Source organism: Sinomonas sp. P47F7, from assembly GCF_049332655.1.
Classification (GTDB): domain Bacteria; phylum Actinomycetota; class Actinomycetes; order Actinomycetales; family Micrococcaceae; genus Sinomonas.
In genome coordinates, this window is the sequence record NZ_CP186327.1 from 1,270,690 (window position 1) to 1,285,442 (window position 14,753).

Genomic DNA, 14,753 nt, shown 5'->3' on the forward strand with positions numbered 1-14,753 from the left:
GCCAGACCGTCCTGGCGCTCCTCGATTCTTCCAGAATCCTGAGTTTTGCGCCAGAACCTACACGTCGATTCAAGAGGGAAATCTTGGCCTATTGACAGTTGAGACTTTTGTGGCAAAACTTCCAATGTGGGGTCAATCACCAACTGATCCTTCATCGACAGCAGCGCCGCCGTCGGGCGGCCCAACACCTCGAGGTGCATCCGTGACCGTGCAAGCACAGCCGTCCGAAGCCGCCGCGCAGGCCTTGCGGGAGTGGTTCCGCAGCGCCGTCGTGTACCAGGTGTACCCGCGCAGCTTCGCCGACTCGGACGGCGACGGGATCGGCGACATCCCCGGGATCATCAGCAAGCTCGACTACCTCAAGCGGCTGGGGGTCGACGTCATCTGGCTGTCTCCCGTCTACCGCTCCCCGCACGACGACAACGGCTACGACATCAGCGACTACCAGGACGTCGACCCCGCCTTCGGCTCCCTCGCCGACCTCGACGGGCTCATCGCCGGCCTCCACGAACGCGGCATGAAGCTCGTCATGGACCTCGTGGTCAACCACACCTCCGACGAGCACCCCTGGTTCGCCGAGTCCCGCGCGTCGAACGTCTCCCCGAAGCGGGACTGGTACTGGTGGCGCCCCGCCCGTCCGGGCCACGAGCCCAGCACGCCCGGCGCCGAGCCGACCAACTGGGGCTCCTTCTTCTCGGGCCCCGCGTGGGAGTACGACGAGGCGACGGGGGAGTACTTTCTCCACCTCTTCTCGAAGAAGCAGCCGGACCTCAATTGGGAGAACTCCGAGGTCCGCGAGGCCGTGTACTCGATGATGAACTGGTGGCTCGACCGCGGGGTCGACGGGTTCCGGATGGACGTCATCAACTTCATCTCGAAGGATCTCGCGCTGCCGGACGGACCCGTCGGCGAGGGGCGGCTCTTTGGCGACGGCGCGGCGTCGTTCATTTGCGGGCCCCGGATCCACGAGTTCCTCCACGAAATGAACCAGGCCGTGTTCGCCGGCCGCGAGGGCGCCCTGCTGACGGTAGGGGAGATGCCCGGCGTCACCGTCGAGGACGCCGCGCTCTTCACCGATCCGGAGCGCGCCGAGGTGGACATGGTGTTCCAGTTCGAGCACGTGGGCCTCGACCACGAGGGCAGCAAATGGGCGCCCAAGCCGCTGCGGCTCACGGACCTCAAAGCGTCGCTCGGGCGCTGGCAGGACGGCCTCGCCGAGCGCGGCTGGAACAGCCTCTACTGGAGCAACCACGACCAGCCGCGCATCGTCTCCCGCTTCGGGGACGACGGCGCCCACCGTGAGCTGTCCGCGAAGATGCTCGGCGGGATCCTGCACTTCCACCGCGGAACGCCGTACATCTACCAGGGCGAAGAGCTCGGCATGACGAACATGCGCTTCGCCTCGATCGACGAGTACAGAGACATCGAGGTGCTCAACCACTACCGGGAGGCCATCGGCGCCCGAGGTGAGGAACCCGCCGTCGTCCTTTCCGCCATGGCGCCGCTCAACCGCGACAACGCCCGGACCCCCGTCCAGTGGACGGCGGGGGAGCACGGCGGATTCACGACGGGGACGCCGTGGATCGCGGCCAACCCCAACTCGGTGGAGATCAACGCCGAGGAGCAGGTGGACCGCGAGGACTCCGTCTTCAGCTTCTACCGCCGCCTCATCGAGCTCCGGCACAGCCTGCCGGTCATCGCCCAAGGCGACTTCGCGATGCTCCTGCCCCACGACGAAGCCGTCTACGCCTACACCCGCAGCTACGCGGGCACCGAACTGCTCGTCCTCGGCAATTTCACGCCGGACGAGCGCCACGCCGACATCGGCGACCCCTCGTGGGGCTCCGCCGAACGCATCCTCGGCAACTACCCCGACACCCAGGGCCTGACCCTCAGGCCTTGGGAATTCGCAGCCTTCATCCGCACTGCATAGCCCCACCCCACCACCCCACCCGGTCACCACCCGGCCACCATCACCCACCCCACACGACCCATCCCCCTTCCATCCCCCACCCACCCTCCGGGCAAAGCTGCCCGGAGGACACGAAAGGTCACCCTCATGAAGCGGTCTCTGGCCCTGCCCGCCATCGCACTCGCCGCCGTCGCCGGCCTAGCGGCGTGCGACGTGGGCGGTACGGGCGCCTCGCAATCCACGCCGTCCGCCCAGCAGGTCGCCGCCGGGACGCAGCTCAGCGGCGAGATCACTTTCTGGCACGCCTACAGCGCGGGCGGAGGCGAGATCGACGCGCTCGAAAAGACGCTCATCCCGGCGTTCGAGAAGCTGCACCCCGGCGTGAAGGTCAACAGCGTCCAGGTGCCGTCCGACCAGATGCACCAGAAGCTCATCACGGCGACCGCAGGCGGGTCCCTGCCCGACGTGTTCCGCGCGGACATCGTCGCGGTGCCGGAATTCGCCAAGCTCGGCGTGCTCGCACCACTGAGCGACACCATGCCCGACTTCCAGGACTGGGCCAGCAAGATGTACCCCGGGCCGCTCGCCACCAACAAGTACCAGGGCAAATACTGGGGCCTCCCGCTCGACACGAACACGCGAGTGGTCATCTACAACCAAGCCGCGCTCACCGCACAGGGGATCTCGGCGCCGCCCAAGACGATCGACGACCTCAAGTCCCTGGCCGCCAAGCCCGGCTCCGGCAAGTACATCTTCGCCGAGGGCGGGTCCGGCGGCTGGAATCTCCTCCCGTTCATCTGGTCCAACGGGGGAGACATGACGAACGCTGACGTGACGAAGGCGAGCGGCTACCTCAACAGCCCCAAGACCGTCGAGGCGATCCAGCTGCTCGTCGACCTGTACAACAACAAGCAGCTGCCCTCCAACATCCTCGGCGGCACGGGAACGATGCAGACGTCCGACGGCCTCGCGAAGGGCGTCTACGACACGATCGTCGACGGCCCGTGGACGTTCCCCGGCCTCACCAAGTCCTACCCTGACTTCAAGCCGGCCACCGAACCGATGTTCTCTGGCTCGGCGGGCAGCATCAGCGTGGTGGGCGGCGAAGATATCGTCATGACGCAGCAGTCGAAGAACAAGGCCCTCGCGGCCGAGTTCATCCGCTACATGCTCTCCCCGGATGCGCAGCAGGCCATGGGCAAGGTCGGGCAGCTCTCGGCCGAATCGGCCCAGGCCACGGCGATGGCCTCCTACGCGCCGTACTACCAGCCGTACCTCGACCAGCTCAAGACCGCCCGGCCCCGGCCCGCAACGTCCCAGTGGGCCAAGGTTGACGACATCTTCACGAAGCAGGTCCAGCTGGCCTTCCAGGGCAAGACCACCGTCAAGCAGGCGCTCGACGACGCGGCGGCCCAGATCGACCCGCTCCTCGCGCAAGGATAGGCATGACCCTCAGCACGGCCCCCGGGACCTCCAAGGTGCCGGCCCCCGCCCCGCCGCGGCCCCTCAAGCCGCGGCGGGGTGGCTCCTCACGCCGCCCCGGGCACTGGTGGATTCCGTGGGCGTTCGCCGCCCCCGGGCTCGGATTGTTCGCCCTCACCACCGGCTACCCGCTCCTGCGGTCACTGCAGATCAGCTTCTACCAGTGGTCGGTGCTGCCTGGCACGCCGAGCCCGTTCGTGGGTCTGGGCAACTACGTGCGGGCGGTGAGCGACCCGCAGTTCTGGATGAGCGTGGTGAACGCCGGCGCGTATCTGCTCATGACCGTCCCGGCCACGATCGCCCTGGCCCTCGCGTTCGCGACGCTGCTCCACCGGCCCATGGCCGGGCGGACCCTCTTCCGGGTCCTGTACTACATCCCGGTCGTCACGAGCTGGGTCGTCGTCTCGCTCCTGTTCCGGTACCTCTTCACGACCGACAACGGCGCCGTGAACTGGTTCCTCCAGGACATCCTGCACGTGGTCGGCGAGCCGGTGCCGTGGCTCGAGCAGCGCTGGACCGCGATGGCCGCCATCTCCCTGCTCGGGATCTGGAAGAACCTCGGCTGGTGCATCGTCGTCTTCCTCGCCGCGCTCAGCGGCGTCCAGCAGGACCTCTACGAGGCCGCGTCGATCGACGGCGCGAACGCGTGGCAACGCTTCGCCAACGTCGCGTTCCCGGGGATCCGCGGCACGGTCGTGTTCGTCTCCATCGTCCAGATCATCGGGGCGTTCAACGTCTTCCCGTCGGTGCTCCTCATGACCAACGGAGGGCCGGCCGGGACCACCGAGGTGCCGCTCAGCTACATGTACAAGCAGGCGTTCTCGTTCCTGGACTTCGGCTTCGCGTCGGCGATGTCGTTCGTGCTGGCCATCATCATCTCCGCGGTCTCCTACGTGCAGTACCGCGTGACCCGCGAGAAGAAGGAGGCGTGACCGTGACCTCTGTAGCACCGGCCGCGGCCCGTGCCGGCATTCGGGGGCGCCGAGGCAGGTCGATCACCGCGGCGTGGATCCGCGTGGTCCTCGTGGCCGTGGGCGCCGTGTTCATGCTCGCGCCGTTCGTCATCATGGTCTCGACGTCGCTCGAGCCGGACACGGCCCTGCTGCCCAGCCCGCCGCATTTCATCCCGCAGAACTTCACGTTCTCCAACTACCTCGACGCGTGGAACGGGAGCGACTTCGGCCGGTACTTCCTCAACTCCACGTACGTCTCGATCCTGACCACGTTCGCGTCCGTCGCGATCTCCGCCATGACGGCCTTCGCGTTCGCGCGCTTCGACTTCCCGCTCAAGAACCTGGTCTACGGGGTGCTCCTCGCGGGGCTCATGATCCCCGGCATCGTCGTGATCGTTCCCCAGTTCATCCTCGCGAAGTCCCTCGGACTCGTGGACTCCCTCAATTGCCTCGTGTTCTTCTACACCGCCGGCCAGATCGCCTTCACGACCTTCATGCTCCGCGCGTTCTTCGAGCGCGTCCCCCTCGAACTCGACGAGGCCATGACGATCGACGGCGCCGGGACCCTGAGGAAGTTCCTCCGCCTGTACCTCCCGCTCGGGCGCCCCGCGCTCGCGACCGCCGCCGTCTTCTCCTTCCTCGGGGCCTGGGACGAATACATCTGGGCCCTCACCGTGATCAGCGACTCGAGCAAGCGCACGCTTCCGCTCGGCATCGCGGCGTTCCAAGGGGAGCACGCCACCGCGTGGGGGCTCGTCTTCGCCGCCTCGACGATCGCCGTCATCCCGGTCGTGGCCGTCTACGTCGCCGGCCAGCGCCACCTCATCACCGGGATCACCGCCGGCGCCATCAAATGACTGCCACCAACCACGGAGAACCTCTCTCAATGACCGAACTCCTGCCCACCAAGGCCTCCTTCCGCCCCGGCGAGGACATCGCCGTCGTCCTCGACGTCCCCGAAGGGACCACGGGCTCCCTGACCGTCCTCCGCCTCGGCGACCCGGTGCTTCGGCTCGAGGGCGTCGGCCCGGGCGCCGCCTCGCTGGGTGCGCTGGACCAGGGCACCTATGGCGTCGAGTACGCGTACGACGGCGGGGCCTTGCGCACCGCGGTCGAGGTCACCGAGGATCCCACGCGCCGGCTGCGCTATGGCTTCGTCGCGAGCTATTCGCCCGAGAAGGACGTCGACGCAACGGTCCGCCGCGCGCGGCGCCTGCACCTCAACGGCATCCAGTTCTACGACTGGGCCTACCGCCATGCGGATCTGCTCGGGGGAGGGGAGGAGTATCAGGACGCGCTGGATCAGACGATCTCCCTCGCGACCGTGCGTCGCCTCGTCCAGGCGTTCCGCGCGGCCGGCGCGGCCTCCCTCGGCTATGCCGCGGTGTACGGCGTGGGGCACGACGAATGGCCCCAGTGGGAGAAGCTCGCCCTGACCACGCCCTCGGGCACCGTCCACAGCCTCGGCGACTTCCTCAACCTCGTGGACCCGGCCGCGGAGCCGTGGCTCAGCCATTTCGCCGAGGAGCTCGACCGCTCCACCGCGGAGATCGGCTTCGACGGGTTCCACCTCGACCAGTACGGCTACCCCAAGTACGCGCTGACGCCGGACGGTCGGGGAGTCGACCTCGCGGAGTCCTTCGTGGCGCTCATCGAGCGGATCCGGGCGGCGCTCCCGCCGAGCCGGCTCGTCTTCAACAACGTCAACGACTTCCCGACGTGGGCCACGGCGCCGACATCGCAGGACGCGGTGTACGTCGAGGTGTGGCCCCCGCACGTCACGCTGGAATCGCTCGTGCGGGTCATCGAGCGCGCGAAGGCGTCGCGGCGGGAGCAGCCAGTGGTGCTCGCCGCGTACCAGCACGTCTACGCCCAGACCGCCGACCCGGCGAGCGCCGACCGCGCCGCTGCGTTCACGATGGCCACGGCCTTCAGCCACGGCGCGACGCAGCTCCTGGCCGGCGAGGCGGATCGCGTCCTCGTGGACCCGTACTACGTCAGGAACCACCCCGTGGTCCCGGAGACCGAGTGGTTCCTGGCTCGCTGGTACGACTTCCTCGTCGAGCACGACGCCCTCCTCATGGACCCCGAGATCCACGACGTCACGGGCTCCTACGCGGGCGGCTACAACGACGACGTCGACGTCGCGTACGCCGAGACGCCCGTCACCGAGGCGCCCGCCGCGGGGGCCGTGTGGAGGCGGGTCACGAGCACGCCGCAAGGGCTCGTGGTCCACCTCATCAACCTCAACGGCCAGCCGGACACGCTCTGGGACGCGCCGCGCGCGGTGCCCGTCTCCCCCGGCGAGGGCACCTTGCGGCTCCGGCGCACGCGGGCCGGGCTCCCGCGGATTCGGGTCGCGGACCCGGACAGCCAGGCGCACCTCACCGATGTGCCCTACACGGTCGACGGCGACTACCTCCTCGCGCAGCTGCCCGAGCCGAACATCTGGCAGATCGTGCACCTGAGCGAGGACTGAGGGGCTCCGCGCCGCGCTTCCGGCTGGGCCAGTTTCAGGAGCTCGGGGCGTCCGGGTCGAAGTGTGCGGCGAGTTCCGAGATGCGCCGCGATCGGTGTTCGGGGCGCATGCGTCCGGCGCGTTCGAGCTGGCTCATCCCGTGCAGGGCGCCCCAGAACACTTCGGTCCTCGTTCTGTCGCCCTCTTCGTTCACCGCGTCGGCAAGGGCCTCGAAGCCTGCCCGCAGCTCGGGCTCGGTGTCCTCGCTCGCGAAGAGCGTGTCGATCGGTTGCTGGAACATCGCCTCGTAGACCGCCGGGTGGGCCGCGGCGAAGTCCAGATACGCGACGGCGACCGCTTCGACTGCCTTGCGTCCCCTCGCGCGTCCGACGGCCGAGCGACACCGTCGCGTGAGCTCCGCGAAGCCCTCGAAGGCGATCACCCGCATGATCTCCGTCTTGCCGCCAGGAAAGGGGCCGTACAGCACGGGCTGTGAGTAGCCGATCGCGTCCGCGAGGTGCCGGGTGGTCACGGCCGCCCAACCCTCGGCATCGGCGCGATCACGTGCGGCATCGAGGATGCCTTGGCGCCTCTCGTCGCTCCGTCGCTGACGGGCAGTCGGTTCAGTCATCGATCCTCCCCTTGCGGTCCGGGCCCCTTAGGGCATATGTTAGCACCGCTAGAAAATCTAGCGTTGCTAACTCTAGGGGAATAGCATGATCTCGGTTCTCTCCGTCATCACCGCGACCGTCGTCGGCCTCATGGTTGGGGTGGAGTTCGCCGTCGCGTTCGTCGTCAACCCGATCGTGCTGCGGCTCCCGGCCGGGCCGTCGTTGGAAGCGCGCGCACACGGCGGCCGGATGCTCGGGCGCGCGATGCCGTTCTGGTACATCGGCTCGCTGATCCTCATCGCGGCGCTCACGGCGCTGGCGTGGGGAACGCCGTCCGCCGCAGCATCACTCGTCGCCGCGGCGCTGCTCGCGGTGAGCATCATCATGTCGGTCGCCCTTCTCGTTCCGATCAACAACCGCTCGGTGACCTGGACGGCCGAGGACCACCCGGCCGACTGGCGGGAACAGCACCAGCGCTGGGACCGCCTGCACTACGCCCGCGTCGCGGTCCTCGTCGCGGCCTTGGTGCTCGTACTCGTCGCAGTAGCCCGCTGACCGCGCACGGCTCCTCCCTCTTGCCCTCTCGCAATTGCAGCGAAGGTTCGCCCAAGGATTGGGCAAGGTTTCGGGCCGACGGCCCTTCGGAGGGGTGGTGTGCAGGGAGACTTTTCCGGTAGGGGAATCGGGGTGGCCCACCCCCACATTCCGCGCGGAAAGGGGGCGACCGAATGGTCCGCCAGCAGATCTTGAGCGAGCCGCAGTGAAGCGACTGGATTCCCTGACGAGTCTTCGGTTCGTGGCTGCTGGAGTCGTCGCGCTCATGCATGGCTTTGGCCAGTACCAGCTTCCCGTGGTGGATCTCGGATTCGTGGGCGTGAGCTTCTTCTTCGTCCTCTCCGGCTTCGTTCTGACGTGGGCGGACACGACCGAGGCCGGCACGGGCGTGTTCCTGCGGAACCGCTTCGCGAAACTGTTTCCCCTGAGTGCAGCCACGCTGGCCATCGCGGCGATCGTCCCCGTGGCTCCGAATTCCAACCCTGTCTATTTCGTGCAGAGCCTCACTCTGACGCAGGCGTGGGGACCGATGTCGTCGTCGTCCTTCAATCCGGTGACATGGTCGCTGTCAGCGGAAGCCTTCTTCTATCTCCTGCTCCCGGCGATCGTGAAGGTGATGCGCCGCTTCACCGCTCGGGAACTGGTGGGCACCGTGGTCTTCCTCGCGATCCTTCAGCCGGTCATGGGGCTGTTGATCCAGCTCACGCTTGGCGTGGAGGTGAACCCCTGGGCCGCCCACTTCTTCACCTACGACTTCCCGCCGTATCGGCTCGCCGAGTTCGTGATCGGCGTCGCCCTGGCGCTCCTGCTCAAGGCCGGCCACGTCCCATCGCGGACGATCCAGTTCGCCGCCGCGGCCGCGACCACGACGGGACTCATGCTCGCGCTCATCGCGGACCTCCTCCACGTCACGCCCTGGTGGGCGATCGAGGCTCTCGTGCTGCCCGCCGTCGTCGTGCTCATCTGGACGTCCGCGCGGCGGGAGCTCTCCGGGGACGGCCGTCTCCTGACTCACCCCCGAATGGTCGCGCTGGGGGAGCGGTCGTTCTCCTTCTACATGGTCCACTACCTCGTGCTGGGTGCCGTGGGTCTCGCGATCGGCGCGGGGCCCCAAAGCCTCCCGTGGTGGCTTGTGCCGCCGGCCCTCATCGCGGCCGCCGGCCTCGCGGGCCTCGCCTACAGGTACGTCGAGAAGCCTTGCGAACGGGCAGTTCGAGACTTGTTTGCGGGCGAACGCGCCAGGCCTCTCGCCGACTCAACAGCGAGCCCGGCGCACACGCACAGCTCGGCGTCTGGGCTGTAGCGTGTCAGCGCTTGGATTCCTGTCCTCGCGGGAGGACCCCAGCTCCCCGGCACCCGCCGCGACGCCTCAACGCGCGTCGACCGCCGTGCCTCCGTGGGCGGCCGAGTCGGCGGGATTCGTCGTGGCCCTCACACTCGCCCTCCTGGCCGTGTGGCACGTGGACGCCACGGACCGCTCGTGGCTCCTCTACTACGACGGCGACTCGGTGTTACCGGCGCTGGTCCGCCAGTCGGTCCTGGCCGGACAGCCTCAGGACTGGTCGTTGTCCGCCGTGCTCTTCATCCCTGAAATGGGGCTCTATTTCGCGCTCGCCGGGCTCGGGCTGGGGGTCAAGGGCACGTTCGCGCTGAGCGCCGTGGTCAATCTCCTGCTGCTCTACGGCGTGCTGAGGGTCCTCGCTGGAGCCGTGCACCGTGGACGGCCCCGATCACACGGGGTCGCTGGCGCGCTGGTTGCGTTCGGCGCGATGGTGTCCCTGACGCTTCTGGAAGACTCCCCGCGCCAGGAGACATTTGAGCTCGCATCGTTGGTGGTCACGACGACCTACTACAGCATGACCCTTCTCGGGGCGGTCGCGGCGACAGGGATCGTTGCGCGGCTGGTCACGGCGCAGCGCGGCGGACGACGGCGGTGGCTTGAGCCGGCGCTCATGGTCACGAGCGCGCTGTCGGCGCTGACAAACCCCTTGTTTATGGCCTGGGCCACGATGCCGCTGATGCTCGTGCTGGTCCTCGTCGCCCGCCGACGCGTTGTCGGTTGGCGCGGCGTCTTCCGAGTGGGCGCCCTCCTGGTTCTTGGGAGCGGAATCGGCGTCGCCGCGCGAATTGCGTTCACTCCGCTCTTCAGCACATACGGGCCCACGTATTCGAGTCCGGGGTTGTCTTTGTGGTCCGCCGTTTACTATCTCGGGGCGTTGGCTGACCGTGCGTCGACGGTCGCTGGAGCCGTGTCGCTCACCGTTGCCGTTGCGCTCATACTCGTCTCCGTCATCGTGTTCCGCCGCTCGCTCGTCGCGAGAGATGCCGCCGCGGCGGTCGTCTCCGGGATGGGCTGGGTGGCTCCGGTAGGGCTCATCGTCGGCGGGATCTGCCTCGGCACCTTCGCGATCCGCTATCTCCAGCCCATGGTCTTCGCCCCGGTGTGCATGCTCGTCCTCGCCCCGCGGCTCTCCGGCCAAAGCAGGATCTTCCGCGGCCGCCTCGACGCCAGGAAAGCCCGGCCCATGGTGAGCGGCGTCATGGTGGTCTCACTCGGCGTTTCGGCTCTCGCGACCGGCGCTCTCAGCAGATCTGCCGCCGTCGTCGATCCGGACATCGCCTGCGTCGACGCCTGGATCACCGCCAGTCATCGCACGGGCGCGGGGGGCTTCTGGACCATTCGTGGGCCCAAGGCCTATCTGGGCGAGCCCGACCAGCTGGTCCAGGTGGATCGAAGCTTCGGCGCCTACCCATGGCTCAGCGATCGTACGGATTACGCGCATGCCAAGGTTTCCTTCGTGCTGACCGACAGTGCGCATCCCGCGCCCGTCCTACCTCCCATGGCGCGCACAGCGCCGCACAGCACGGTGCAATGCGGCCGGTACACCATCACGGACTTCGGGACCGTTCTCCTGCCCATCGGCCCGGCTTCTCCCACCCCGCTTGCATGAGGCGCCAGAAAATGTCCCGCCCTAACTGCCAGTTAGGGCGGGACATTTTCGCCGGGTCCTTCGAGGCCTCCGAAGGCCAACGACGCCGAGGACATGCCACGGGGATTCGCGGAAACTGACCATCAAATTCGAGCCGGGGCGGTACCTTCTTGTCATGCGCCGCATACCCCAGCTTGCGCTCGTCGGACTCGTGGCCACGTGCGGCGTCCTGGCCTCGTGCGGTGAGCCCGCGCAGAACCTGCCGCGGGGCGACTCCGCTGTGCCGGCCCCGACGAGTTCCGCTCCGCACGACTTTTCGAAGCCCGGCCCCGCGAATCAGGCGGCCTCCGTGGTGGCCAACGCCTTGGCGCCGAGGCTCAAGGACGAGTCGAATTACGTTGGATTGCGGATTACCGCAGACGGCGTTGAGGTGATCCTGTCGGGGCCGCCCACGGCCTCCGAGGTCGAGGCCGTGAATGCCACGAAGGGGGCCACGCCGACCCTTCTTGCTGCCGGTCACGCCGATCCGTCGATCCCGGTGCCCATAGCTGTCCGCACGGTTGCTCACTCCCTCAGCGAGCTACTCGCCCTCACCCACCGGCTCCAAACGGACACGGCTTCGTGGGCCGCGCGGGGTATCACGTTCAGCTCATTCGGGCCGGACATCGTGCAAGACGTCGTCGTGCTGCACCTGCAGAACTATTCACCTGCCTCGGCCGCCGAGCTCGAAAAGGCGTACGGTCCGCTACTTGTCGTCGCGACGGAGAACCAGACGGTCAGCGCGTCCTAGTCAGGTCAGGTGGCGCAGGTAGCGTTCGGGGCTGTCGAGGAAGAGCTTCCAGTGGCGGACGAGGTCCAGTTCTTCCCAGGCCGATTCTCGGATGCCCCAGTCTCCAACCTCCAGTATTCGTGCTCCATCGAGTCGGGCCAGGATCGGCGAATGAGTGGACAGGATGACTTGAGAGCCTCCCTCGGCAAGCAGCTGCTGCAACGCGCCGAGAAGCGCGAGGCATCCGCTGAAGGACAGGGCCGATTCCGGTTCGTCCAGCACCCACAGCCCGCGTCCTCGGAAGCGGTGGATGATCAGCTCAAGGAAGGACTCGCCGTGGGACATCTCATGGAAGATGGGCTCCGCTCGTCCGGACGTGGCCGGGTTGCGTTCGAGGTAGGTGAAGAAGCCGTGCATCGTTTCGGCGCGGAGGAAGAACCCGCGACGCGAGCCGCCCGGAGCTCGCGCAAGCGATAGGTGTTGCGACAGATCGGACTCCGAGCGGCGCGTGTGGAGGTTTGCACCCGTCGACCCGCCCTCGGAAGACAGGCCGAACGCGCCGGCAATCCCTTCGACGATCGTCGACTTCCCGACCCCGTTCTCCCCGACGAAGACGGTCGCGGCTCCGAGATCGAGGCCCTCGTCGAGTAGCTGGCGCACCGGCGGCAGCGTCGCCGGCCAACGACGGCGCGGCATCGGGTCCGATGGATATTCTGCGACCCGGCGAATCGACAACCGCTCACCGAACACAGACAAGATCCTAATGAAAATCGAAGCCGAGGATGTCCCGCCCAAAGTGGCGGTTAGGGTGGGACATTTCGGGACGGAAGTTAGTTGAAGGGTGTTCAATGCGTGGGCGTCGGGGAGGACATCGTCCGCTCGGGGGTTAGTTGCCCGCCGCCGGGTCGTGGCGCAGGTACTCGCGGCGGAAGCGGCCGGTCCCGGCAGTGAGGGCGCGGAGCTCGATTGCGTAGCGCAGCAGCTCGGCGTCGGGAACCTCGGCGTTGATCTCCGTTCCCTCCTCGCCGGATGTCGTGCCCGTGAGGCGTCCGCGGCGGGCGGAGAGATCGCTCATGACGGAGCCCACGTACTCGTCGGGGACGCTGATGGTCACGGAGGAGACGGGCTCAAGGAGCTGGATGCGCGAGGCGGCCGCGGCCTCGCGCAGGGCGAGGGCTCCCGCGGCCTGGAACGCGGCGTCGGACGAATCCACGCTGTGCGTCTTGCCGCCCACGAGCGTCACCCGGATGTCGACCACGGGGAACCCCTGGGCGAGGCCCTTCTCCATCTGCGCCCGCACGCCCTTCTCAACGGACAGGACATAGGCGCCCGGGATCACGCCGCCCACGATCCTGTCGACGAACTCGAACCCTGCGCCCCGCTCGAGCGGCTCGACCTCGATGTCGCAGATCGCGTATTGGCCGTGCCCGCCGGACTGCTTGACGTAGCGGCCGTGGCCCGAAGCGGGGGCGGCGAAAGTCTCGCGGAGGGGAGTGACGACGTCGACCGTTTGGAGCTTGACGCCCTGCTCCCGCAACCGGTCCAAGACCACCTCGGCGTGGGCTTCGCCCATGCACCACAGGACGAGCTGATGCGTCTCGGGGTTGCGCTCGACGCGGAGCGTCGGATCGCCCGCGGCAACCTTCGCGAGGTTCTTCGCGAGGGCGTCCTCGTCGCCGTGCGAGGCGGCCTCGACGGCCACGGGCATGAGCGGCTCGGGCATGTCCCAGGGGCCTACGAGGAGAGGGAGATCGCGAGAGGAGACGGTGTCGCCGGTCTCAGCGGAAAGCCGCGCCACCGCGCAGAGGTCCCCGGCGACCGCGTACGGCGCGGCGCGGAGGACCGCTCCGAACGGAGAGTACAGGTGGCCGAGCCGCTCGTCTGTGTCGTGGTCCGGGTGCCCGCGCTCCTCGAGGCCGTGGCCCGCCACGTGCACGGGCGTATCCTCGCGGAGCGTCCCCGAGAACAACCGCACGAGGCACACGCGGCCCAAGAACGGATCCACGGTCGTGCGGACCACCTCGCCCGCGAGCGGCCCGTCCGGATCGCACATGAGCGGACCGACGTGCTTGCCAGCGAGGTCGGTCACGGACGGGACGGCGTGCTCGATCGGCGACGGGAAGCCGCCCGTGAGCACCTCGAGGAGCTCCGCGGTCCCGAGCCCGTTGGCTGCCGACGTGGGCACAGCAGGGAAGAACGAGCCCCGGGCCACGGCCGTCTCGAGGTCGCCGATGAGCACGTCGAGGCCGATCTCCTCGCCGCCCAGATAGCGGTCCATGAGCGTCTCGTCCTCGCTCTCGGCGATGATCCCCTCGATGAGCTCGCCGCGCGCCGCGTCCCAGCCGGCGAGCTCGGCGGGGTTCGCTGGGCGGACCTCGGGCCGGAGGTCGTCGCCCGAGTAGTCGGACACGTTGCCCGAGAGCAGCCCGAGCAGGCCGGTCACCGCGCCGGCCGAGCGCAGCGGCAGATACAGCGGGAGCACCGACTCCCCGAACGACGCGCGGCACGCGGCGAGGGTGCCCTCGTAATCCGCGCGCGGGTGGTCAAGCCTGCTGATGACGACGGCGCGCGGCATCCCCACGCGCTCGCACTCGGCCCATAGTGCGATCGTCGCGGCGTCGATGCCGTCGACCGCGGAGACGACGAACAACGCGCCGTCGGCCGCTCGCAGCCCGGCGCGGAGCTCGCCGATGAAGTCCGCGTAGCCGGGGGTGTCGAGCAGGTTCACCTTGACGCCGTCCACGAGGACCGGTGCCACCGAGAGGGTTACAGAGCGCTGCTGGTGGACCGCCGAGGGGTCCGAATCGCTCACCGTGCTGCCGTCCGCAATCGAGCCCATCCGCGTGATCGCGCCGGTCGAGGCGAGCACGGCCTCGAGCAGCATCGTCTTGCCGGCACCTGAGTGCCCCACGAGAGCGACGTTGCGGATGAGCTCGGATCTATCCACGGACGGGGAGGCGGCGGCCTCGGCGGACCCGGCCCGGCCCGCGGCTTTCGCCGTTCCGTTCGTGCTCTTCACGGACATGAGCGCCTCCTGATCAGCAGCGATCCTTTCCGTACACCCTTCTCGCGGCGAGAACGCA

Annotated in this window: 12 protein-coding genes; 9 read left to right on the forward strand and 3 right to left on the reverse strand. The window is 68.2% G+C overall.

Going from position 1 to position 14,753, the window contains the following annotated elements:
• The first annotated feature begins 202 nt into the window (after positions 1-202).
• From ACOKR1_RS06115 to ACOKR1_RS06135, 5 genes are all read left to right on the forward strand, one after another.
• Complete coding sequence (locus ACOKR1_RS06115) at positions 203-1,933, forward strand: glycoside hydrolase family 13 protein (protein ID WP_422935820.1); 1,731 nt, start codon at positions 203-205, stop codon at positions 1,931-1,933.
• Positions 1,934-2,059: 126 nt separating this feature from the next.
• Entirely contained in the window at positions 2,060-3,355 is a 1,296-nt protein-coding gene (locus ACOKR1_RS06120; protein ID WP_422935821.1) for an extracellular solute-binding protein, read from the forward strand.
• Between the two features lie 2 nt (positions 3,356-3,357).
• Positions 3,358-4,326: a carbohydrate ABC transporter permease gene (locus ACOKR1_RS06125; protein WP_422935822.1), complete on the forward strand. Its 969-nt coding sequence runs from the start codon at positions 3,358-3,360 to the stop codon at positions 4,324-4,326.
• Between the two features lie 2 nt (positions 4,327-4,328).
• Complete coding sequence (locus tag ACOKR1_RS06130) at positions 4,329-5,204, forward strand: carbohydrate ABC transporter permease (RefSeq protein ID WP_422935823.1); 876 nt, start codon at positions 4,329-4,331, stop codon at positions 5,202-5,204.
• Positions 5,205-5,233: 29 nt separating this feature from the next.
• Positions 5,234-6,826, forward strand: coding sequence for a glycoside hydrolase family 66 protein (locus tag ACOKR1_RS06135; protein ID WP_422935824.1), 1,593 nt, complete (start codon positions 5,234-5,236; stop codon positions 6,824-6,826).
• Positions 6,827-6,860: 34 nt separating this feature from the next.
• Here the strand turns inward: ACOKR1_RS06135 and ACOKR1_RS06140 are convergent, their stop codons facing one another.
• Entirely contained in the window at positions 6,861-7,436 is a 576-nt protein-coding gene (locus tag ACOKR1_RS06140; protein WP_422935825.1) for a TetR/AcrR family transcriptional regulator, read from the reverse strand.
• A gap of 85 nt (positions 7,437-7,521) precedes the next feature.
• Here ACOKR1_RS06140 and ACOKR1_RS06145 point away from each other — a divergent pair, with 85 nt between their 5' ends.
• The 4 genes from ACOKR1_RS06145 (at position 7,522) to ACOKR1_RS06160 (ending at position 11,691) form a co-directional block, all read left to right on the forward strand.
• Entirely contained in the window at positions 7,522-7,971 is a 450-nt protein-coding gene (locus ACOKR1_RS06145; RefSeq protein ID WP_422935826.1) for an anthrone oxygenase family protein, read from the forward strand.
• Positions 7,972-8,176: 205 nt separating this feature from the next.
• Complete coding sequence (locus ACOKR1_RS06150) at positions 8,177-9,274, forward strand: acyltransferase family protein (protein WP_422935827.1); 1,098 nt, start codon at positions 8,177-8,179, stop codon at positions 9,272-9,274.
• Between the two features lies 1 nt (position 9,275).
• A complete protein-coding gene (locus tag ACOKR1_RS06155; protein ID WP_422935828.1) occupies positions 9,276-10,922 on the forward strand; it encodes a hypothetical protein in 1,647 nt (548 codons plus the stop codon).
• Positions 10,923-11,076: 154 nt separating this feature from the next.
• The gene (locus ACOKR1_RS06160) at positions 11,077-11,691 is read left to right on the forward strand and encodes a hypothetical protein (RefSeq protein ID WP_422935829.1); all 615 of its coding nucleotides are present in this window, start codon (positions 11,077-11,079) and stop codon (positions 11,689-11,691) included.
• Here the strand turns inward: ACOKR1_RS06160 and ACOKR1_RS06165 are convergent, their stop codons facing one another.
• Together ACOKR1_RS06165 and ACOKR1_RS06170 are read right to left on the reverse strand one after the other, a co-directional pair.
• Positions 11,692-12,366 carry an AAA family ATPase gene (locus ACOKR1_RS06165; protein WP_422936569.1) on the reverse strand — a complete coding sequence of 225 codons (675 nt, stop codon included), beginning with the start codon at positions 12,364-12,366 and terminating at the stop codon, positions 11,692-11,694.
• Between the two features lie 190 nt (positions 12,367-12,556).
• Positions 12,557-14,695 (reverse strand): elongation factor G-like protein EF-G2, encoded by a 2,139-nt coding sequence (locus ACOKR1_RS06170; RefSeq protein ID WP_422935830.1) that lies wholly within the window; start codon positions 14,693-14,695, stop codon positions 12,557-12,559.
• Between the last annotated feature and the right edge of the window lie 58 nt (positions 14,696-14,753).